Source organism: Anaerococcus lactolyticus ATCC 51172, assembly GCF_000156575.1.
GTDB classification, from domain to species: Bacteria; Bacillota; Clostridia; order Tissierellales; family Peptoniphilaceae; genus Anaerococcus; species Anaerococcus lactolyticus.
The window spans coordinates 44,516-66,620 of sequence record NZ_GG666047.1 but is presented as its reverse complement, the minus strand read 5'-3'; the positions used below and the strand labels follow the sequence as shown (position 1 = coordinate 66,620).

General features: G+C 34.7%; 22 protein-coding genes. 1 reads left to right on the top strand and 21 read right to left on the bottom strand.

Annotated elements, in window-relative coordinates; translation table 11 throughout:
- Positions 1-67 precede the first annotated feature (67 nt).
- From HMPREF0072_RS06935 to HMPREF0072_RS06890, 10 genes are all read right to left on the bottom strand, one after another.
- Positions 68-1,366, bottom strand: a complete 1,299-nt coding sequence (locus HMPREF0072_RS06935) for a sodium-dependent transporter (protein ID WP_004828707.1) — start codon at positions 1,364-1,366, stop codon at positions 68-70.
- Between the two features lie 2 nt (positions 1,367-1,368).
- Positions 1,369-2,454, bottom strand: coding sequence for a tryptophan--tRNA ligase (gene trpS, locus HMPREF0072_RS06930; protein WP_004828705.1), 1,086 nt, complete (start codon positions 2,452-2,454; stop codon positions 1,369-1,371).
- Positions 2,455-2,496: 42 nt separating this feature from the next.
- A protein-coding gene (gene prfB, locus HMPREF0072_RS06925; RefSeq protein WP_155811889.1) for a peptide chain release factor 2 occupies positions 2,497-3,610 on the bottom strand; the annotation gives its coding sequence in 2 pieces (ribosomal slippage) (positions 2,497-3,534 and positions 3,536-3,610; 1,113 coding nt in all).
- 1 nt (position 3,611) lies between these two features.
- Positions 3,612-6,341 carry a preprotein translocase subunit SecA gene (gene secA / locus HMPREF0072_RS06920; RefSeq protein WP_039931220.1) on the bottom strand — a complete coding sequence of 910 codons (2,730 nt, stop codon included), beginning with the start codon at positions 6,339-6,341 and terminating at the stop codon, positions 3,612-3,614.
- Between the two features lie 283 nt (positions 6,342-6,624).
- Complete coding sequence (locus HMPREF0072_RS06915) at positions 6,625-7,518, bottom strand: RluA family pseudouridine synthase (RefSeq protein WP_004828702.1); 894 nt, start codon at positions 7,516-7,518, stop codon at positions 6,625-6,627.
- A gap of 20 nt (positions 7,519-7,538) precedes the next feature.
- On the bottom strand, positions 7,539-8,846 hold the full coding sequence (locus tag HMPREF0072_RS06910; RefSeq protein ID WP_004828701.1) for a serine hydrolase: 1,308 nt from the start codon (positions 8,844-8,846) through the stop codon (positions 7,539-7,541).
- An 8-nt stretch (positions 8,847-8,854) separates the two neighbouring features.
- Positions 8,855-10,318: a hypothetical protein gene (locus tag HMPREF0072_RS06905; RefSeq protein ID WP_004828700.1), complete on the bottom strand. Its 1,464-nt coding sequence runs from the start codon at positions 10,316-10,318 to the stop codon at positions 8,855-8,857.
- A gap of 78 nt (positions 10,319-10,396) precedes the next feature.
- Positions 10,397-11,827, bottom strand: a complete 1,431-nt coding sequence (locus HMPREF0072_RS06900; protein ID WP_004828699.1) for a hypothetical protein — start codon at positions 11,825-11,827, stop codon at positions 10,397-10,399.
- 177 nt (positions 11,828-12,004) lie between these two features.
- On the bottom strand, positions 12,005-12,565 hold the full coding sequence (locus tag HMPREF0072_RS06895) for a LemA family protein (protein WP_004828696.1): 561 nt from the start codon (positions 12,563-12,565) through the stop codon (positions 12,005-12,007).
- 19 nt (positions 12,566-12,584) lie between these two features.
- Positions 12,585-13,541, bottom strand: a complete 957-nt coding sequence (locus HMPREF0072_RS06890) for a DUF3137 domain-containing protein (protein ID WP_155811888.1) — start codon at positions 13,539-13,541, stop codon at positions 12,585-12,587.
- A 193-nt stretch (positions 13,542-13,734) separates the two neighbouring features.
- Between HMPREF0072_RS06890 and HMPREF0072_RS06885 the strand changes: the two genes are divergently transcribed.
- Positions 13,735-14,562: an exodeoxyribonuclease III gene (locus tag HMPREF0072_RS06885; RefSeq protein WP_004828692.1), complete on the top strand. Its 828-nt coding sequence runs from the start codon at positions 13,735-13,737 to the stop codon at positions 14,560-14,562.
- An 86-nt stretch (positions 14,563-14,648) separates the two neighbouring features.
- On the opposite strand, the gene mnmA is transcribed toward HMPREF0072_RS06885, so the two are convergent.
- The 11 genes from mnmA to msrA form a co-directional block, all read right to left on the bottom strand.
- Positions 14,649-15,752 (bottom strand): tRNA 2-thiouridine(34) synthase MnmA, encoded by a 1,104-nt coding sequence (mnmA, locus tag HMPREF0072_RS06880; protein WP_004828691.1) that lies wholly within the window; start codon positions 15,750-15,752, stop codon positions 14,649-14,651.
- Positions 15,749-16,816, bottom strand: a complete 1,068-nt coding sequence (locus HMPREF0072_RS06875; protein WP_004828690.1) for a cysteine desulfurase family protein — start codon at positions 16,814-16,816, stop codon at positions 15,749-15,751. Before HMPREF0072_RS06875 ends, mnmA begins: the two co-directional genes overlap by 4 nt.
- A gap of 75 nt (positions 16,817-16,891) precedes the next feature.
- Entirely contained in the window at positions 16,892-17,179 is a 288-nt protein-coding gene (locus HMPREF0072_RS06870; RefSeq protein WP_004828684.1) for a hypothetical protein, read from the bottom strand.
- Positions 17,163-17,408, bottom strand: coding sequence for a hypothetical protein (locus tag HMPREF0072_RS06865; RefSeq protein WP_004828682.1), 246 nt, complete (start codon positions 17,406-17,408; stop codon positions 17,163-17,165). The genes HMPREF0072_RS06870 and HMPREF0072_RS06865 overlap by 17 nt, the downstream gene beginning before the upstream one ends.
- The gene (locus HMPREF0072_RS06860) at positions 17,398-18,414 is read right to left on the bottom strand and encodes a sensor histidine kinase (protein WP_004828680.1); all 1,017 of its coding nucleotides are present in this window, start codon (positions 18,412-18,414) and stop codon (positions 17,398-17,400) included. The genes HMPREF0072_RS06865 and HMPREF0072_RS06860 overlap by 11 nt, the downstream gene beginning before the upstream one ends.
- On the bottom strand, positions 18,399-19,058 hold the full coding sequence (locus tag HMPREF0072_RS06855) for a response regulator transcription factor (protein WP_004828678.1): 660 nt from the start codon (positions 19,056-19,058) through the stop codon (positions 18,399-18,401). The genes HMPREF0072_RS06860 and HMPREF0072_RS06855 overlap by 16 nt, the downstream gene beginning before the upstream one ends.
- An 88-nt stretch (positions 19,059-19,146) precedes the next feature.
- Positions 19,147-19,842: an aldose epimerase family protein gene (locus HMPREF0072_RS06850; protein ID WP_004828674.1), complete on the bottom strand. Its 696-nt coding sequence runs from the start codon at positions 19,840-19,842 to the stop codon at positions 19,147-19,149.
- A gap of 57 nt (positions 19,843-19,899) precedes the next feature.
- Positions 19,900-20,313, bottom strand: coding sequence for an EamA family transporter (locus tag HMPREF0072_RS06845; protein ID WP_004828673.1), 414 nt, complete (start codon positions 20,311-20,313; stop codon positions 19,900-19,902).
- A gap of 41 nt (positions 20,314-20,354) precedes the next feature.
- On the bottom strand, positions 20,355-20,576 hold the full coding sequence (locus HMPREF0072_RS06840; protein WP_004828672.1) for a YdbC family protein: 222 nt from the start codon (positions 20,574-20,576) through the stop codon (positions 20,355-20,357).
- A gap of 16 nt (positions 20,577-20,592) precedes the next feature.
- On the bottom strand, positions 20,593-21,651 hold the full coding sequence (locus HMPREF0072_RS06835; RefSeq protein ID WP_004828671.1) for a GH25 family lysozyme: 1,059 nt from the start codon (positions 21,649-21,651) through the stop codon (positions 20,593-20,595).
- Positions 21,648-22,105 (bottom strand): peptide-methionine (S)-S-oxide reductase MsrA (msrA, locus tag HMPREF0072_RS06830; RefSeq protein WP_004828670.1); only part of this gene is annotated, 458 nt, incomplete at its 5' end. The genes HMPREF0072_RS06835 and msrA, both read right to left, overlap by 4 nt.

Sequence of the window (22,105 nt, the reverse complement as noted above, 5' to 3'; positions counted from 1 at the left end):
ACAAAGATAGAAGATTTTGCTTAAAATTTAGAAACTTTTTGGCAAAAAATCTTTGTAGGAGTAAATATTAATGAAACAGAATTGCTGCAAGGCTGACTAATATAACAAGTGGGGTGTAAATATACCTGCCAATCTTTATGAAGGTCTGAGTTTTTTTATGTTTTGCACCCTTATTTATTTCATCAAGCAAGACTTCTGAGTCCATAACAAAAAACCAAACCACTGCTCCAAGCACTGCACCTAGAGGAATTAGGTAATAAATTGTAATGTCCATCAGGCTTGTCCATTTGGCTAGTGGGTGAAGGTCAACACCCAAAATTAAAACTGTAGTTCCTACCAATAGCAAGGCTGTTTTATCATTCATCTTAAACTCTTGGTTTAAAGTATGGGCAATCGATTCGAATATTGTTTGAAGCGAGGTAAGACCTGCCATTATTATTGCCATATAAAACAAAACTGCAAAGCCTCTTCCAATCCTCATCGAGTTAAAAATACTAGGCAATATTTGGAAAATTAAAGCTGGTCCTCCAGCTTCATGCATGGAGAAAACTACAATCGAAGGAACAATAATAAAAGCTGAAAGAAGTGCAACAATTGTGTCAAATAGACCAGTTAACTTTGAATTTGTAACTATGTCATGATCATCTGTAAGCATCCTTCCAACAAAAACCATGCCAAAGCCAGTTATAGAAAGGGCAAACAAGGCATCTCCCATGGCAGAAATAGCTGTGCCTATATTACAGTCCTTAAAATCAAACCTAAAAAGTAGTTTGTAGCCTTCTTCAATGTTTGGAAGCGTTAACATCTTAAATAAGACTATAAGGTAAATCACTATCATTGATGGCATCAAAACAGAGTTTAGCCACTGGACTGATTTAAAACCTCCAAGGCTTATTAAAATAACTAGGACAATTATTAAAAGATGAACTTCCATTACTGCAAAAGATCTAGAAGAAAATTCTTCAAACCAGGTGAAAGATGGTGTAATTATGAGTTTTCCATTTATGGTATCCACAAGTGCCTTCGCTACATAAGAAACTATAATTGTATAGCCAACAGCCATGATTAAAGATATTAGCAAAGGAAAATAACCGTAAATTTTTGCAATTTTCGATTCTGGATGCCTTGTCTCGATAGCTTTTTTATATGATTTTACAACTGATCCCTTTATCATCCTTCCTATAGCAAATTCGCTAGAAAGGCCGACATAAGAAAAAAGGGAAATAAAAATCAAATAAAAAATCAGGAAAAATATTCCACCCTTATGAAATTTATAAGGAAAACCCCAAACATTTGCCATACCCACCGCAGAGCCTGTGGCGGATAGGATAAAGATTGTTTTTGATTTAGTCTTTGGAAGCTTCATACCTAGTCCTTGTACTTATTCTGAAGGTCTTTTATAAGGTCAGAATCTTCAAAATAATTAATTCCCATAGCAGCTTTCACTTTTTCAAGTTTTTTAGCTCCTTGACTTCTCGCATCAGCTGTGCCTTTTCTTAAAATATCAAACACGCCTTCTATGTCTTTTTCATATTCAGCTCGTCTAGCTCGAATTGGTTCAAGCTCCTCTTCTAGGACCTTGATTAAGAATTTCTTACACTTAACATCGCCTAGGCCTCCCCTTTGGTAGTGGGCCTTTAATTCATCTAAATTTTTGTATTCTGGTAAATATTTTTCAAAATGGCTATCATTTGAAAATACATCTAGGTAGGTAAAGACAATATTGCCCTCTACCTTGCCCGGATCATCTATATTTATGTGGTCTGGGTCAGTATACATAGACATTACTTTTTTCTTTACAGTATTTTTGTCATCTGCAAGATAAATGGCATTTCCAAGTGACTTGCTCATCTTGGCAGCTCCGTCAATTCCTGGCATACGGCGAGCCATTTTAGATTCAGGAAGAACTGCTTTTGGTTCCACAAAGACTTCACCATATATATTATTAAAACTTCTAGCAAGCTCCCTAGCTTGTTCAAGCATTGGTTCTTGATCTTCGCCAACAGGTACAACATTCGCATCAAATAATAAAATATCAGCTGCCTGGCTTACAGGATAAATCAAAAATCCTGCTGACAAACTAGTTTCAAAATTTCTTAATTTTATTTCTGATTTTACAGTAGGATTTCTTTCAAGCCTTGAGAGGGTAACTAGATTTAAAAAGTAAAAAGTAAGTTCAGTAAGCTCTGCCACCTGTGATTGGATGAAAATACTCACCTTGGATGGGTCTATTCCCACACTTAAGTAATCAAGAGCTACTTCGATAAGGTTTTCACGAATTTTTTGTGGATTGTCAAAATTATCTGTAAGAGCCTGACTATCTGCAATCATGACATACATCTTATCATACTTGCCTTCATTTTGCATTTTTACTCTATTTCTGAGGCTTCCTACGTAGTGCCCAAGGTGGAGTCTACCAGTTGGTCTGTCACCTGTTAAAATTATATCTCCCATAAATTCTCCTTTTCATGTAAAAAAGGGGAAGCTTCTGCTTCCCTATTTATTTTGATTTTGTGCTAGATAAGCATCAATGAAGCCTTGGATATCGCCATCCATAACTGCTTCCACATTTCCCATCTCATAATTTGTCCTGTGGTCTTTAACCATGGTGTATGGCTGGAAAACATAAGATCTTATCTGACTACCCCAGGCAATTTGTGAATAGCTTCCCTGGATATCTTCAATTTTTTCTTTTTTCTCTTCTTCTTTTATTTGAATCAACTTTGAAATAAGGAGGTTCATTGCTGTTTCCCTATTTTGCATCTGGCTTCTTTCGGCCTGGCTGGTTGCAACTACTCCTGTTGGTATGTGGGTTATCCTAACTGCAGAGTCAGTCTTATTTACGTGCTGACCACCTGCCCCACTTGCCCTATAGGTATCAATCCTTAAATCTGATGGATCAATTTCTATACTTGTATCCTCGTCTAATTCAGGGAATACATCTACTGAAGAAAAAGAAGTATGACGCCTTGATTGGCTGTCAAAAGGTGAAATCCTTACTAATCTATGGACTCCCTTTTCCCCCTTAAGATAACCATAGGCATATGGACCCTTAACATGAAGAGTAACAGATTTTATTCCACCTGCCTCTTCGTTATTTAAATCCTTAACCTCAACCTTAAAGCCCCTTTTTTCGCAATATCTGGTGTACATCCTAAAGAGCATGTCAGCCCAATCTGTCGCTTCAAGACCACCTGCACCTGCATTTATGGAAAGGTAAGCATTATTTTTATCATATTCTCCATTAAGTTGAGTCTTTAGCTTAAGACTTGCGAGTGACTTTTTGATTTGTTTTAAATTTGAATCGACTTCTTCTAAGGTTTTAGACTCATCTTCATCACTTAATTCAACAAGATCAATTAAGTCTTTGTTATCTTTTATAGCATCTTCTATATCTGTGTAGGCCTTTAAATCTTCTTTTTTATCAGATAGGTCTGCCATCACAGTTTGTGCCTTATCGGAGTTATCCCAAAAATTTGGGCTCATTGATTTTTTTTGAAGTTCATCTATTTCTTCTTTAAGCCTAGCCGGGTCAAAGACTGTCTCCGACTAGGGTTAAAGTTTCTTGAAAGTTTTTGATTTCTTCTTTTAGTTCAAATATTTCTCTCATATTATTTCTTTACAGTTGATTTCTTAGCTTCGCGGTCCATTCTCCTGCGCTCAGCCCTGTTTAGTCCTTCATAGTCTTCTTCATCTGTAGATGGACCTGTAACATCTTCATGGCTTGCATCTTCTGGGATTAAAACTTGCTTTCTTTGGATATTTTGTCTAATTTCTACATTCATCATGTATCTTACTGTATCTTCAAGGATAGCCCTGGTCATTTCTTCGTACATATCAAAACCTTCGTTAGTGTAGGCCCTAACTGGATCTTCTTGGCCCATTGCCCTAACTCCGATTTCCTTACGCATTTGATCCATTGCATCAATGTGATCCATCCATTTTTGATCTATTACCCTAAGAAGGATTACTCTTTCAACTTCTCTCATATTATCTGGGCCAAAACTTGCTTCCTTATCTTCATATTTAGCAAGAGTCGCACCTGTTACATATTCGATTAGGTCATCTTGAGTGTAAGAATTGATATTTTCAAAATGAAGTTGGGTTACAGGTACACCAAGACCATTTAGGTAGTTAAGTAGGGCTGTCATTTCCCAATTTTCTGGCTTAACTTCTGGATTTGTGAAGGTATAAACAGCATCTTTTATGACTTGTTTAATCATATCGATGATAGTTTCCTTCATGTCTTGACCCATAAGAACTTCACGTCTTTCGTTGTAGATTATTGTTCTTTGTTTGTTCATGACATCGTCGTATTGGAGGACTCTTTTTCTTGTAGCAAAGTTGTTTGCTTCTACTCTTGTTTGAGCCTTTTCAATTGACCTTGTAACCATTCTTGAAACTATTGGTTCATTTTCATCAAAATCTGCTTTTTGAACAAATTTTGCTACAGCTTCCCCACCGTTAAGTCTGATCAAATCATCTTCAAGAGATATGAAAAATCTAGACTTACCTGGGTCTCCTTGACGGCCTGAACGACCTCTAAGCTGGTTATCAATACGTCTTGATTCATGTCTTTCAGAACCAATGATATATAGACCACCTGCGGCAATTACCTTAGCTTCTTCTTCTTTGATAGCTGGTCTAAATTGATCTTTGTAGTGTCTGAATTTCTTTCTAATATCTATGATTTCTTGGTTATCTGTTGCTGAGAATGAGTCAACTTCTTCGATTAATTCTTCGCTAGTTCCCTCTCTTCTTAGTTTTTGCTTAGCCATGAAGTCTACGTTACCACCAAGGGTGATATCTGTACCACGGCCTGCCATGTTGGTTGCGATTGTAACAGCACCAAGCCTACCTGCTTGGGCAACAATTTCTGCTTCTCTTTCGTGGTTTTTAGCGTTTAGGACTGTATGAGAAATACCAGCTTGTTTAAGAGCAGCTGAAAGTCTTTCACTTGCCTCGATAGAAATTGTACCAACAAGGATTGGTTGGCCAGTTGCGTGAACTTCGTTAATTTCATTTATGATTGCATTAAACTTACCACGTTCATTTATATAAACATGGTCGTTATCATCTATTCTTTGTACTGGTCTATTAGTTGGGATTTCAACTACGTCTAGCTTGTAGATTTCATCAAATTCGTCTTCTTCTGTCTTTGCAGTACCAGTCATACCTGATAATTTAGCATACATTCTAAAGTAGTTTTGGAAAGTAATAGTAGCAAGGGTCTTGCTTTCTGCCTTAACTTCTACACCTTCTTTAGCTTCTATCGCTTGGTGAAGACCATCTGAAAATCTCCTACCTTGCATGATACGGCCTGTAAACTCATCTACGATTTCAACTTCGCCATGGTTTACAACATAGTCAATATCTCTTGTCATTGTTGTATTTGCCTTAAGAGCATTGTTGATATAGTGAGATAGCTCTAGGTTTTCTGTATCAGATAGGTTTTCTATACCAAAAAATTCTTCAGCCTTTTTTGTACCTTTTTCTGTTAAGTTTGATGATTTTCTCTTCTCATCTACAAGGAAGTCTACGTCTTCTACCTTGAATTCCCTATCAAATGGGTCAATATCAGCATCTTCATTAGGATCTAGAATCCTACCTTCTAGGGTTTGGATAAATTCATTTGCCTTTTGGTAGGTATCTGTTGATTCATCGCCTTGACCGGAAATAATAAGAGGTGTTCTTGCCTCATCTATTAAGATTGAGTCAACCTCATCTACAATTGCGTAGTTTAGGCCACGTTGAACCATGTCTTCCTTATAAATAACCATGTTATCTCTTAGGTAGTCAAAACCAAATTGGTTGTTGGTTCCATAAGTGATGTCTGCGTTATAATTTTCTCTTCTTTCGCTATTTGTAAGTCCGTAAATAATACAACCTACAGATAGACCAAGCCAGGTATGAACCTTGCCCATCCACTCTTGGTCACGCTTAGCTAAGTAGTCGTTAACTGTAACTACGTGAACACCCTTGCCAGATAAGGCATTTAGATAAGATGGAAGTGTTGCTACAAGAGTCTTACCTTCACCTGTTTTCATCTCCGCTATCTGTCCATTATGTAGTACAATACCACCTAAAAGTTGCACTGGATAGTGCTTGATTCCTAAAACCCTGTAACTTGCTTCTCTAACTACAGCAAAGGCTTCAACTAAAAGATCATCCAGGGTCTCGCCATTTGCTAGTCTTTCTTTAAATTCAATTGTTTTATGTTGTAACTGCTCATCAGTTAACTTTTGCATTTCTTCATCTAGTGCTAAAATCTTATCTACCGTTTTTTGGTTTTGTTCGATTTCTTTTTGACTAAATGACTTAAATATATTAAATAATGCCAAATTTTTCACCTTCCAATTCTTCACTTATCCTACCCTTATTATACAAAATTTCAATCAAATATAGTTAATAAAGCCAAATTGGGCGTGTATTATTTCCAAATATAAACTAAATTTTATTTCGTAAAATAACAGATAATGATTTTAATCCACTATACATTATATATGCTTTGGGTGTTTTATTCAATCAAAATTCCTAATTTACAAAAATTTTAACAAAAAAAGCCCTAAATTTTTTTAGGACTTCCCTCTTGAAACAAACCAACCACTTTTCATATGGTTTTACTTATAAACCAAGAATATTTTTATACTTTTCAAACTCCTCTGGCACTTCTTTATCAAAAACCATTTCATTTCCATCCTTATCTTCAAAAGAAAGGTGGGCACAATGGAGTAGGGGGTGGTCTAGGTTAAATTTGTGTTTAAAGTTTCCATAGACAGGATCGCCCAAGAGCGGGTGGTTGATAGATGTCATGTGGACTCTTATTTGATGGGTTCTGCCAGTTATGATATGAACTTTAACCAAGCTAAAACCATCAGTTTCGCTTAGAACTTCGTATTCAGAAATCGCCCTTCTCCCGCTAGGACGGACTGCCATCTTACGTCTATTATGTGGGTCCCTATCCATGAAATTTTCAATCCTGCCACACTTTTCGTCAAAATTTCCAAAGACTATGGCAAGGTATTCTTTCCTGACCTGTCTGGTTTCAAACAGAGTTTTTAAATAGCGATAAGATTCATTATTTTTCGCTATTACCATAAGGCCAGTCGTATCCTTATCAAGCCTGTGGACAATACCTGGCCTATCATCCCCACCAATGTGAGATAGGCCATCATAGCCGTACTTATAAAGAAGGGCATTGACCAAGGTTCCTGTCACAATCGCCCCTGCTGGATGGACTATGAGGTTTTTTTGCTTGTTTATAATCGCATAATCGTTATTTTCATAGACTATATCAAGAGGAATATCTTCTGCCTTTATCTCTTGAACTTCAAAGAGCGAATCGTCTATAAAAATCTCATCGCCCATCTGAAGCTTAAAGGATGGTTTTATTTTTTTGTCATTAACTTTTATTAAAGAAGCTTTGATAAAATCTTTTATCTTTTCCCTTGGTATGCTATCAAGCTCATCAGATATGTATTTATCAACTCTTATAAGGTCATCTGCTATTAATATCATGTGTTTATTATATAGGTAAATTAAGATTTTTCATTCAACTTATCAAAAAACTTGTTCATTTTCTCAAAGGTCTTCTCGGATTTTTTAATATTCTTAAGAAGTGGTCTTCTGATGCTTAGACTGGTTTTTGGTGCCTCATTCAAAAGCATTTCTCCCGCCTTAACAGCAGACTGATTTTTATAAAAGGCAATCGCTAAGTCCTTGTCAACTTTCGAATCTAAGTCCTTGTTGGTATAAATAAGCCTTACAAGGTTAACAACCATATCATTTTCATTTTTAATTGGCTCTTTAGATAGTTTAGCGAGCACCTTTTTTGATTTAACCAAAGTCTTTTCAGAATCATTAATCTTCGCTAAAAGAGCTGGCCTCATCTCATCAACTGCTCTAAGGTCAGAATTAAGCAAAATTTTACCAGCGTTTATAAGAATTTGATTAGAATAAACTGCGTAAGCAAGTTTTTTTTCTTGGGTATTTAACCTTGCTATTACTTTTTCATCACTTAGTCTTTTCCTATTCTTATAGGCTAGTTCGTACTTATCAAAAGCTAGAGCGATTTTTTCTCCTAATTGATTTATAAGGAGAATTTGATTGTAGGTATCCATGTATCCGTCATTTTCTGTCATTACACTTATGATGTAAGCCTGAGACTTAGTTTCTACAAGGGCCACATCATTTTGGATTCTATCAAGCTCACCCGTCTTATTCATAGACTTATAGGATGGGTTTATATTTTTTAAAAGTTTCACCCTTTTTGATGATGAGTTGGAAAGAGATCTGACCATATCCCTAGCTATTTCAGAATTGCTCCTATAAATCCCATATAAAGCCCAGGCTAAATCTTTTGCATTAGTATAGTTTTCATTACCTGCCCCAAGCATTAACCTATTAAGGCTAGTTCTGTTATTTTTTGTAAAGGATTTTATAAAGGCGTTTATAGGATCAAACCCACCAAGAGCTTCGATTAACCTGTTTGTAGCATCGTTATCTGATAATCTAAGACTAAGGTCAAGGTCCCTTTTTATTTCCTCGCTATAGGTCATCTTTCCATTTTCAACCCTATTTAAAACTGCAAGACCAATCATTGTCTTTATAGTAGACGCAGCAGGAAGCTTATCCTCATCCGAATTAGCCATATAAATATTTACATCACTAGGACCATAGACTGTTCTTACATTCACCTGGTATATTAACTTCCCATCAATGGTGTCCTTAATGGCAGTGTGTATATCATTTCTTAGCATATCATCGTCTGTATTTGCTAAAGCCTTGCCAACCAAACCTAAATTTATTAGGATTAGGGCAAAAATTATTTTAAGTATTTTTTTCATAGTAGCTCCTACATTTCATTGATTCCTTCTTTGTTGAGATATCCAGCAAGGGTCTTACCCTTGTAATCATCAGTAATAAAAATCGCCTCGATATAGTCTCCCTCATCTGTAAGGGAAAGGACTTTTGGATTGGTGAATTTTTTAGCAAGCAGGTTAGCTACTGCCTTTTCAAAAGGCACTCCCAAACTATATTCGTCAATTTCATCACTTATCTGTTCTTCGACATCAAAGTCTTCAAAGCTAAACCTATAGGCAAAGTTGTCTGTAAATTCTTCAAGGGTCTCACTCGCATCATAATAATTATTAACACAAGTTAAAAGCTTATCATAATCAGCCTCATTTTTCTCCATAGTGTTGGCAAAAAGTGCACCCATGTGTTTAAAGACAGCATCAGATTTTTCTGTAAGGATGAAGCCATCTTCACTGGAATAAATATAACCTTTCTCTATAAGACTTGTGACAATTTTTTTGCTATCTTCAATAAAATAGCCATCTATATCGTAAATTTCGTCATAAGCTGTAGAGTAAATTGTTGTATAATACAAGCAAAATTCAAATTCAGCCAGGGTCAAATCATAGGCTGGAGCAATAAATTCATAAAGATTTCTCAACTTTTCCTTAATTTTTTTATGGTCCCTATTAAAATCATCCATTAGCATCACAAAGTGAGTGAAGGCCTCGCCATCTTCGATTTTTTCATCAAGGTCTTCTACTTCAATTATATCTTCGTAGTCGTCTTCCTTTACCAGAAGGGCTTTTTTTATCTTTTTACCATTTTCAGTATATTCAATTTCAAGCTTATGTCTACCTTCCTCAATAAGACCTACAAGGGCATGGTCAAAATCCTCATCATCATAATATTCCTTGGCCATTTCAAAGCTTAAAATTTTAAGGTCAGAATATTTTTTATTTAAAGATTTTTTTAAATCTATAAGAAGGTCAAAGCGATAGCTATAAGAAGAAATATCAGAATTTGAATCTAATTCTAAAAAATGCTTATCATCAGCCAAAATTTTTAGGTCATCAAGGAGATTTGCTAAACTATTTTTACTATCTAGGTAGGATTCTGGCACCACATCTTGGGCAGATCTATATTTTTCAAGAATAGCAGAAAGTCTTTGCCTAAAGTCCACATATAAGAAAGAGGCCTCTACCGTATAGTCATATACGTAATAGTAGTCGTCATCACTTTCATCAGCTCTTTCAATTTTTATATATCCCTTATCTGAGAGCGACAAAAGCTCATCTTTAACTTCCCCTAACTTAAATAAAGCTGATAATTTTTGGTTTTTAGAAATTTCATCTCTTTCAAAATATAGACTTTCAATCAAAAACTCAAATTCTCTTAAACTTAAATCATAGGCTAGAGCAAAAAATTGAAAAATATAGTCTATTTTTTCTTTTACAAAGTCATATTTTTCAGCTAAGTCAAAGATATGGCCCAGGTCTGATTCAAAATTATTGCCGGTCATAATTTCCTCCTTTACTATATTAATAATTTTATCATAAATTTGAGGACAAAAAAAGACACCCTGAGGTGCCTTTAGATTTTATTTGATTTTCTTATAGCCAAGACCTGCGCCGATTAATCCGACAAGGGCAAGGCTTGTGCCAATTAGACCTGTCTTTGGGTTTGTTGCTGGATTTTTATTTTTCCCTGCCATCACTTCTTCGATTTTGTAAATCTTGCCAAATTGGGCTGGATAAGATGTGAGAACTATGTCATCTGTGAAGATTTTGTATTCCTTGCCTTCTTTAATTTCAAGCTTGCCAAAATCTTTTTTAGGAACAAGGTACTTATCTTCCTTGTTTGACTTTCTTGCTACAGTTACACCTTCCTCATCGATTTTTTCTACTACAAAGATATCAAAAATAGTTTTTTCAGCTTCTTTCTTATTTTCTTTAGATTTTTTAGCTGGTTTTTTCTTATCAGCTGGCTTCTCGTTTTTCTTTGGAGTTTCTTTTACAAGTTCAACCTTATAAATAGCTGCAAATTGAGCAGGATCAGAAGTTAGGATTTCTTCTGATGTTTCGATTTTATAGGCCTTACCTACTTGTGGAGTAATTTTTCCAAAGTGTTTCTTTGCAATATTATACTTACTATCTTTCATGCCCTTTTCATGAACCGTTACTATATCTTTAGTAACTTTTTCAACAACATAAGATTTTACCATAGTCTTAGCTGGTATTGCTTTTTCAACAATTGAGAAAATCTTGCCAAATTGAGCTGGGTAGGATTTTAAAGAAATGTTATCAGATGTGATAGTAAAGACCTTGCCCTTTTCAAGTTTCATTCCCTTAAATTCTGATTTTGGAACATTGTAAAGATTTGATTCGTTGCCTACTTCATAAAGGGTGACCCCTTCTTCGTTGATTTCTTTTACAACAAAGTCTCTAACGACTTTTTCTTCTTTAGGCTTTACTTCATTTATTTTATGGATTTTTGTAAATTGAGCTGGATAAGAAGCGAGAACTGTATCGTCTGCCACAATTTCTACTTCTTTACCCTCTACTAAATCAATATCCTTAAATTCTTTTTTAGGGATATTGTAAAGGTCATCTGGATTTGATTTCTTGTAAACATCTACGCCTTCTGCGTTTATTTTTTTAATTACGTAAATATCAGAAAAAACATGGCTCTCTTTGCCTTCGATAACCCTATAAACTTTTCCAAATTTTGCTGGATCAGATTTTAGGATATCCCAATTTGTATAAAGGGTGAAAATTTTTCCTTCTTTTAATTCCATGCCCTTAAAATAAGATTTTGGAACATTGTAGACATCAGCTTCGTTATTTACGTCAACGATGTCTACCCCTTCTTCATAGATTTTCTTAACTTTGTATTCTGCAACTTTTGGATTTGAAATAGGGTCCTCTGCTTCGATTTCATTTACTTTTTGATCTTTCATTTCGCTAGCATAAGCGCTATTAATAAGCATAGCAGACACTGCTAGGGCTAGTAATAACTTAGATTTTTTCATGACACCCTCCTTAAAAATTCTTATATTAGTGTCTCTTCTTAACTATATAATACCCAAAAGGATGTTAATTTTGTGTTAAATTTGTAGAAATTTTTAAAAAAATTAAATAAAAAAACTGGTCTCTAAAATTATTTCTAACTTTAGAGACCATGTTTATCTGCTTCTTATTATTAAGCCTTATATCTCATAGTCAAAACTATCAATTGATTTTTTATTTTCTAGATTGTCTTCACTAAGAAAGTCTAATTCCTTGATTCCATTCATACTTGCAACAATAGAATTTGGAAAACTCACAACTTCTTGGTTAAGCATACTTATATTGTTGTTAACTATCCTCTTGGCTGCGGCTAATTGTTCATTTTCGTCATCAATCTCGTTTTGTAATTTCAAAAATTCATCAGAAGATCTTAATTCTGGATAAGCTTCAGCAAGGGCAAAAATCTTATCTATGGTTTGATCTTGATTTTTTATTGTAGTGTTAAAATCTTCTATACTGTGACTAGCTCTTGATTTAGCCAGTTCTGTAAGGGTGTTTTTTTCATATCTAGCATATGATTTTGCCACATTAATCATTTGAGAAATTGTGTCATATCTTTTAGCTAGGGCGACATCAACATTCTTCTTTGATTCCTCTATAACTACCTCATACCTCTTTAGTTTATTTAAAGTTCTAATATAAAATCTAAAAACCAACCACAAAATTATTACTGGTAATATAAAACTACTTAAATGATTCATTGTAACTCCTTATTATTTCTTATAACTTTCCCTTGATTAAAGCCATCAGACCATAAAAATACGCCAAGTTTACTCGCACCTTTTCATATTCACCTGAAAGAGAAAGCTTGTCAATAGCGACTTTCCTTGATGGCAACTCAAACATATATGAACCAGTGTTAAAGCTCATCATAAGCCCTTTTACATCCACATAAAGACACAATTCAGTTCTTCCATACCAAGCGTTTAAAATCTCTATGATATTTGGATCTAGAATGCGTTTGGCTAAAAGTTCATCAGTGGCAAAAACAGCATAAGAATCGTTAAATTCGATTGATTCTGTTAAAATTTCTCTTTCACCTTCTTGGATTTTCCCATAGTATGCTTCTATGTGAGGCCCATACTCATTCCTATATTTTAGGGGCACTATCCTAACATGGCCTTCACCTTTTGTATCGAAATTTTCTAGTAAAACTTGGCCTAAAAAACCAATACTATCTACAAGATTACCCTTGCTATTCCTATACTTATAAAAGGCCTTTAAATTATAAAGTTGGGTCTTATAAGGATCAGCAAAACTAATATGGCAAGATGATTCATACCTATGTGAATCTATAAAAATTTTATCAAAATCTTCAACTTCCAAACTTTCATTATAATTCACAGTAGTTTCTGGAAAGACTTCTTCTAAAATCGGCGCCATAAAAGCATTCGCATAGTCATCACTAATATCGTTATCAACCTTATTATCTGACTTAAAAAATTTTAAATACAAAACAAAGCATATGATAAAAAGAGAATAGTAACGTGTATGCATTAGCAAAATCCCAATAACTAGAGCGATTAAAAAACTAAAATCAAATACTTGTGTTTTCTTGCCCTTCATTTTTGTTTTTATAGCTAAAAGCTTTTCCTTGAATTCTGGAGAATTTTCTTTTTCTTCGATCCTTTTTATAGTATCAGGATCTGTGAATTTATTCATATAATATTCGTTCACTATCTCACCCCTCTTTAATAATATACTTCCACTTTTTTATCTAGTCTCAAAAATCATATAATATTTTTCATATTAGTTTATGTTTAATTTGAAATATTTACATATTTATTTTTAGCTAGGCCCGGATGCAAATATTTTCTTTATTATTTATTAGTTGTATATTAATAATAGAATATAAAAAAGAGAGGTAGTTATGAAATTTATTTCATGGAATATAGATTCACTAAATGCAGCCCTAACAAGTGATTCTGCTAGGGCGATTATGAGTCGTTTAGTCTTAGATACAGTAATAAAGGAAAATGCTGATGTAATTGCTATCCAAGAAACCAAACTTCCATACACAGGTCTTAGCAAAAAACACATCGCAAAACTCGCCGAATATTTCCCTGACTATGACTATGTTTATAGGTCAAGTGAAGATCCTGCAAGAAAATCCTATGCTGGAACCATGACTCTTTATAAGAAGGGTCTTAAGGTTGAACCAACCTACCCACAAATAGGAGCTCCTTGCACCATGGACTTTGAAGGCAGGATTATAACTTTAGAATTTGATAATTTTTACTTTACCCACGTCTATACACCAAATGCAGGAAATGGCCTAACAAGGCTCGCTGACAGGCAAGTTTGGGATAAGCTCTATGCTGATTATTTAAAAAGTCTAGACCAAAATAAACCAGTGATAGCAGCTGGTGACTTCAACGTTGCCCACGAGGAAATCGACCTTGCCCATCCAGAAAATAACCACGAATCACCAGGTTTTACAGATGAAGAAAGGGAAGGTTTTACAAATCTTTTGGCAAAAGGATTTACAGACACCTTTAGACATATCCACGGCAGGGTAGAAGGAAAATATACTTGGTGGGCCCAAAGGGTAAAGACAAGTAAAATCAACAACTCTGGCTGGAGGATTGACTATTTCCTTGTTTCTGAAAGGATAAAAGATCTAATCACAAATTCTGATATGATCGACTCTGGTGAAAGACAAGACCACACTCCAATTGTTTTGGAAATCAATATATAAGAAAAAACCTTGAAGAATCCATTTTTTAATGGTCTTCAAGGTTTATTTTTGTTTGCGATTTAAAATCTATTTTTTTAAATTCTATTTTAGACCCTTAACTTTCTATCATCCATGTAAACCTCATCTATAATGGCAGAACCTAGGCAGACTTCTCCGTCGTAGAAAACTGCAGCTTGACCCGGTGTTACGGCCTTGGTCTTATCATATGTTACTTCTACCTTGCCATCTCCTAGGACTTTGACATGGGCCTTGATATCTGCTTGCCTATACCTAAACTTGGCTGTGCAGTCAAATTCCTTTGGACATTCTTTATCAGAAATTGTAGAAAATTCTGAGCCGTATAGCTTATTTGAAAATAAAAGTGGGTTATTTTTGCCTTGGCAAACTAGAAGTTCATTTTTCTCTAAATCTTTGCCATAAACAAACCAAGCTTCGCCCTCACCACCTATACCAAGACCACGTCTTTGTCCGATGGTGTGGTACATTAATCCGTCATGCTTGCCCATGATATGGCCTTCGGTATCGACAATATTTCCCGGTTGGGCTGGCAAATAATGAGATAAAAATTCGTTAAAATCTCTTTCGCCAATAAAGCAAATACCTGTTGAATCCTTCTTATTAGCAGTTGCAAGTCCAGCTTTTTTGGCGATTTCCCTCACTTCTGATTTTTGCAAATCTCCTACTGGAAATAGCACATCTTTAATTTGTTCTTGGGATAGTTGGCTAAGAAAATAAGTCTGGTCTTTATTATTATCCAAACCTCTTAGCATCTTTGTTTCTCCATCGGTCCTATCAACCCTAGCATAGTGGCCAGTTGCAAGATAGTCTGCCCCAAGATTTTTGGCAAAGTCCAAAAAGGCCTTAAATTTTATTTCCTTATTGCACATGATGTCAGGATTTGGAGTCCTGCCCTTCTTGTATTCATCAAGAAAGTAGGAAAAAACCCTGTCGTAGTATTCTTTTTCAAAATTTATAGAATAGTATGGAATCCCTATTTGATTACAAACAGCAACTGCATCTTCGAAGTCTTCTTCAGCAGTACAAAATCCGTTTTCGTCTGTATCATCCCAGTTTTTCATGAAAATCCCTGTCACATCATAGCCTTCTTCCTTAAGAAGAAGGGCAGCAACAGAAGAATCAACCCCACCGGAAATACCTACTATTACCTTTATATCTTTTTTATCTGTCATCTCAATTCTCCTAAAACTTCTAAGAGTTTGTCAATATCTTCCCTAGTATTTTCAAAACCCAGGCTAATCCTAAGCGAATGGCTGGCTCTTTCTTGTCCATAAATTCTTTCAACAACCTTTGAAGGAATCACAGCTCCTGCTCTACAAGCAGATCCTGCAGAAACTGCAATCTCGTGCATATCAAGATAAGTTAGCAAAAAGTCTGACCTGTAATCTTTGAAATATATATTTACAATATGGTCTACAGTCTCTTCTGGATTGGCATTTATTTGGTAAGATAACTTTGATTTAGCCAAAGAATCTAGCAAATATTTTTTTAAATCCTGAATCTTTTCTCTTTCTTCTATCATATAAGGAAAAGACTTGGCCATGGAATAGGCTCCCATAACAAAGGAAGTGCCGGCTCTGCGGTATTTTTCCTGCTCGCCACCCTTTATAAAGGAAGGGAGGGTTTCTCTTGCGAAGAGCACTCCAAAACCATTTATACCCCCAATTTTATGGCCTGAAAGGGATAGGAAATCAATATTCATAGCATCCACATCTATATCAAGGTGGCCGTAGGCTTGGACACAATCGACGTGAAAGTAAATATCTTTTTCCTTTAAATAATCACCAATTTCCTTAATTGGCATTATAAGGCCCATTTCATTATTAACCATCATTACCGAAACGAGCTTGACCTCATCTGTGATTTTTTCCTTTATTTGGTCAAGGCTTATGCCTTCTTGGCTCGCTTCAATTAGGATTGTATTTTCTGGATTATAGGTGTTTTCAATCGAGTCGTGCTCGATATTTGTTGTAATTATTTTTTCATTTTTGAAGGCAGAAAGGACTGTATTGTTTGATTCACTAGCGCCAGATGTGAAAATTATCTGACTTGGCTTTGCCCCGATGGATTTCGCAATAGCCTTTCTAGATTCTTCCAAAATCTTTTTGGCATCCCTTCCAAAAGAGTGGCTGGAATCAGGATTTCCGTCAAACAAGTCGGCCTTACTTAATATATCTTCTAAAATTTTCTTTCTTTTTATGCTGGTTGCTGCATAGTCAAAATAAATCTTCTTCATTCTCTCAATATACTTGTCTAGCGCTTCTTATCAAGGTTTTTAACCAAAGTAAAACCATCATTAAGCTGGTTAATTTTACTTATTTATCATTTTGTAAATAAAAATTATCGGTCCAAATACATAAGAAACTAAATGTACGGTTTTGTAAGTTAGAATAATATTATTCCCAATTTTCTCATTAACTATATCATATACAAAAAACATGGTAAAAACCGAAATACCAAAATATATGGTTGGTATGATGGCTAATCCTTTGAAGGGATCAATTTTAAAAAATTGAGTCATTACTAAATAATATGCACCAAAACCAACAAGGCCAAAAATAAAGACTAAAAAGTCATAAAAATCAAATTTCTTTTTCATAAAGTTCTTCCTTTCTCATGTTCTTTGTGAAAATAGTTCCTAAAAATATAAAATAAACAAGGACTATTACATAAAGCCTTTGATCTATACCATCAAGGATAAATTTGTAGCTAATAGCAAGGCTTAGAGGTCTAAAAAAGCTATAAAAGCCCAGGTCTTTTTTTATCAATTTATAAAAATCAAAACTGGCAAAGATTATTAGGGTTATTAAAAATAATTTATTTTCCATGCTTATCCTCCCCAATGTCTAGACAAATTTTGGCACGTCCCCCATTTTCATTTGCTAAAATAAGGTCGCCTCCCATGGCAGAAATATAGGAATCTGCTATAAAGAGTCCCATGCCAGTCCCCTTACCGGATGTCCTGCCATAATTGTCCGTATAGAAAAGTTTTTTCCCATCTCTGAGGCTCTTTTCATCAAAACCTGCCCCGTCATCGGCAACTGTGATTATGATTTTTTCATTTTTTGCCATGACCTCTAGCCAAACAGACCTCTTTTTGTGTTCAAAAGCGTTGGTTAAAAGTTGGTTAAGAGCCTTGTCAAACCTATTTTTATCAATATTTATATAAAAATCATCTTTAGAATTTATTTTATTTAAAATATTGATTTTTTCTTCCTTCATGTCTTCAAAAAGAGATAAATGCGCCTTAAGATTTTCCATAAATACCGAAAAAGAAATTTTTTCTAACTGAATTTCATCGATAAAGCCCCCAGCCACTTCCATCAAGTCATCTATATAGGATGAAATTGTTTCACTCTCGCCTTTGATTTTAGATATTCTCTCTTGGTTTTTGGGCTCAGTCACTTTTATCAAGGAAAGATTAGTATTTATCACAGTTAGGGGAGTTTTCATATCGTGGGAAATTGCTGCTAGACTTGTTTTGATGAAAGAATCTTTCTCTCTTAATTTTTGGTTTTTATCTTTAAGAGTCTTTGCAATTAGGTCAAATTCTGCTAATTCCAAGTCCTTGTCATAGTTATCTTTTCTGATATAATCTTCTAGATTTCTTAAATCTCTTAAGATATTCCTATCAATTCCGATGTAAGATTTTCTAAGAAAATAAAGGGTATAAATCATAAATACTCCCATGGCAAAATCTCTTTTTAGCCTCAGTGGATATAGGTATGCTTGGCCTAATTTGAGGGCAATAATTGTTAATATTCCGTAGACTAAGATTCTTAAGAAATTATCCAAAAGAATTCCAAAAACTAAATTTTTCACTCGTTTTTCCACTTATAACCCTCCTTCCAAATATTTTCTATGGGGTCGGCTGCTCCTATTTCTAGGATTTTCTTCCTGATATTATAAATATGGGTCACAATTGTCTTTTCAGATATAGAATCAAATTTTTCAGAAACCATAGAAAGCAGACTCTCCTTGGAGAGAACCTTCCCCTTATTTATATAAAGGATATTTAAAATTTTTTTCTCCTGGTTTGTAAAATAAGCCTTACTTTCGTTTTTCTTTACAAATCCCGTTTCAAAATCAAAGGTCGTATCTTTGTATGAAATTTCTATATTTTCATTAAGCCTCAATTTACTTTTTATCCTAGCTAGCAAAATATCTGGATCAAAAGGTTTTTTGATATAATCATCTGCACCAAGCCTGAGACCTCTTAGCTCATCTTCCTTGCCATTCTTGGCAGTAAGGATAACAATCGGTCTTTTTATTTCATTTCTGATTGTCTTAAGAAAATCAAGCCCGTCAAAATCTCCCAACATCAAATCCAATATTATGAGGTCATATTTATTTAAAGTTAAATAATCATCAATTTCCCTAAGGTCCAAAAAATAATCCACCTCATAGCCTTCACTCTCCAAAAGATCCTTGAGAGATTCGACCAAGGTTAGGTTATCTTCAATTATGCATATGTTCATCTTCTCACCTCCCTAATATTCTACATAATTTTTATCAAGAATTGATAAAGACCAACAAAAAAACCAGACCCTAAAGTCTGGTAAAAATCTAAGCCTCTATTTTTATTTTCATCTTTGCAAGGAAAGTCTCACCCGCCTTTAGGATGTAAGGCTTGCCATCTTTCACAAAAGACTTACCATTATAGCAAGGCTCTACACACCTATAATCGTCTAGAAAATCTGTCCATATAGCAAATTTGTGGAAGTTCTCATTTTTAATTTCTATATTGAAATTTTCTGCCTTGAAAGAAACTTCACTGGCATCTAGAAAATAAGTATCTTCGAGTTTGAAACTACCAAAGTCAACACCATCGACCTTAAAACTTTGACCAGCTCTGAAATATGGGTGGAAACCAGGTGCAACCGGTAGGTCTTTGTTAGCATTATTTATCATTTTTATTTCTGCTAGCAACCATTCATCCCCTAGTTCATAGGTAATAAAAGAATCCATTCCTTCATACCCACAAAGACCTTCAAGTTTTAAAACAACCTTGTTAGCACTTTTCTCTACTACTTCCCAGTCACAATCTCTACCATAGCCATGATCTTTTAGGTCATTAATCTCGCTTGGGCCAAAAGATGGAAGACAAGGGTGGCTACCACCTCTAATTTTCTTTTTGCCGGCAATTTCGGTTTCGAATTTAGGAAAAATTATATCCTTACCATCGTAGGCATATTCCTCTATATAAGCTCCATTTGTATTTGCTATTAATTTAGCCTTATTTTTTGAAAGTTCTATTTTCATTTTAACTCCTTTATTATTACTATTAATTATTTACCCTATTTTTAGAAAATAATCTACTTAGATAACCATAATAAGGGTACCAAGTCCAATTAAAATTGTACCTAAGATGGCTTTTTTACTTGCGGCTTCTCCTAAGATTAGAAAAGCAAATATTATTGTAAATACAACGCTTAACTTATCAATCGCCACTATTTTTGATGCGTCTGTCATCTGTAAAGCCTTATAAAAAGCAAGCCAAGATATACCAGTAGATAGACCTGACAGGATGATAAAAACTAGAGATTTTTTGCTAATTGCTCCTAGATCGTGTTGACCTCCTACCACAAAGACCATCAGCCAGGAAAATACCAAAACAACTGTCGTTCTAATAGCAGTTGCCAAGTTTGAGTTAATATCACTTATACCAATTTTAGCTAAAATCGATGTTAGCGCAGCAAATATTGCCGAAATAAGGGCGTAAATATATGCCATATAACCTCCATAAAAAACTCCCCCAAAAAGGGAGAGTCTAATTACTTATCGAATTCATCTGCTAGAATATTTTTTAAGACTTCTGCCTCTTCTGTTGTTAGAGTGATACCCTTGCTCATCCTAGTGTGATCTTCATTCCAATCTCTGATATCATATTTTGCTTCTCTATCATTCCAGCTAACAAGGTTTAGTTCCTTAGTCCAACCCTTAGCATTGGTAGAAAGAATTCCTAAATTTTCTACTATATCATATTTAATTGCCATAATTCACTCTCCCTTTCTATTTTTTCAAATTCATGCGTCTGGTAACATCTTTTTGAATTTTATTATAATCATAGCCAGCATATTTGAGACGTTTCTCTCTTTCCTTGCCTGTTGACCAGTGACCATCTATTATTTCTTGAATTAACTTGTTATAATCCTTCCTGCTCTTGCCTTTAATAATCAAAGGATAATCTTTATAAAGAGCATTTTTATCAATATTTCCTGCATAACCATTAACCCTACCCTTGTGGGCGTATTGCCAAATATCAAAGTCTGTATCTGTGTAGCCAGTAAAGCCTATGCCAGCATAATCAGCAATCCAGAAATTACCCCTATTTCTGATTTCTTTTGTAAGGTGCTTCTTGGCAAAGTAAGGATATGAATATACTCCTGATACATAACCATTTCTTTCCATAATATTTATGAAAGTCTCAGCAGCCTTGGATAGGCTTTCCCTGCTAACTTTTGACTGCCTTAAATTATCTTCAATGTCTATATATATCGGAAGTGAAACATTTTTACCCCTTATATAATCAAGAACAAAATTAGCTTCCTTCGTAGCTTCTTCTTCATTTGTGGCTCTTGAATAATGATAAAAACCTATAGGCACATTTCGGTTATTTAGATTATTATAATGAGTATCTACTGTAAAGTCACGTCTTAAATAATAGGACTTCTCTTTAGTTTCCTCATCTTCCTTAAAAGTTGTTATAGATGACCTTAGAATAGCTCCGTCTATGTCTGCTGCAAACTTATCGTAGTTTATAGAAGATGGTTTTTGGTGCTCGCTTATATCAACCACGTTTGAATATACTGCTGTTTTCGGATAAACAACAGGCTTATTTTCCTTAACTTCTTCTACGACCTTTAGGTCTGGCTTAAGATCAGGATTTTTCTTTACCAATTCATCACGTCTTGCCTTAACCTTTGATTCATCAACCTTAATTCCATTTTTCACTAAGATTTGATCAAGGTTTGTAGGGTCATATTTTACAATTTCATCTGCATGAGCTAGACATGGCGTACCAATCATTAGTGCCACACCTAGGACAATTATTTTACTTATTTTTTTCATTTTATCTCCAATACATCTGTTAGGTCTATGTGGCAATAGCCAGCTGGGTTTTTCTTTAAATAATCCTGGTGGTAGGCTTCGGCTACAACGTAGGATTTTAACTGCTCTACTTCTACTAGGATTTTTCTATCAGAAGCTTCTTGCTTTTTTCTTAGGAAATTTTTCGCAACTTCTAAATCATTTTCATTTTCAGAATAAATCCCAGTCCTATATTGACGTCCCATATCATTTCCCTGCCTATTTAAAGAAAAAGGATTAATTATATAATAAAAATGTTCTAAGATTTCTCTTAAAGCTATAACTTTTTCGTTGAAAGTAACTTTTACAGTTTCTGCAAAGTCAGTTTTATACAATTCCTCATAGCTAGTTGTCTCTGTTTTTCCGTTAGCATAACCTACCTCGGTAGCAACAACCCCATCAAGATTTGAAAAATAGACATCTACTCCCCGGAAAC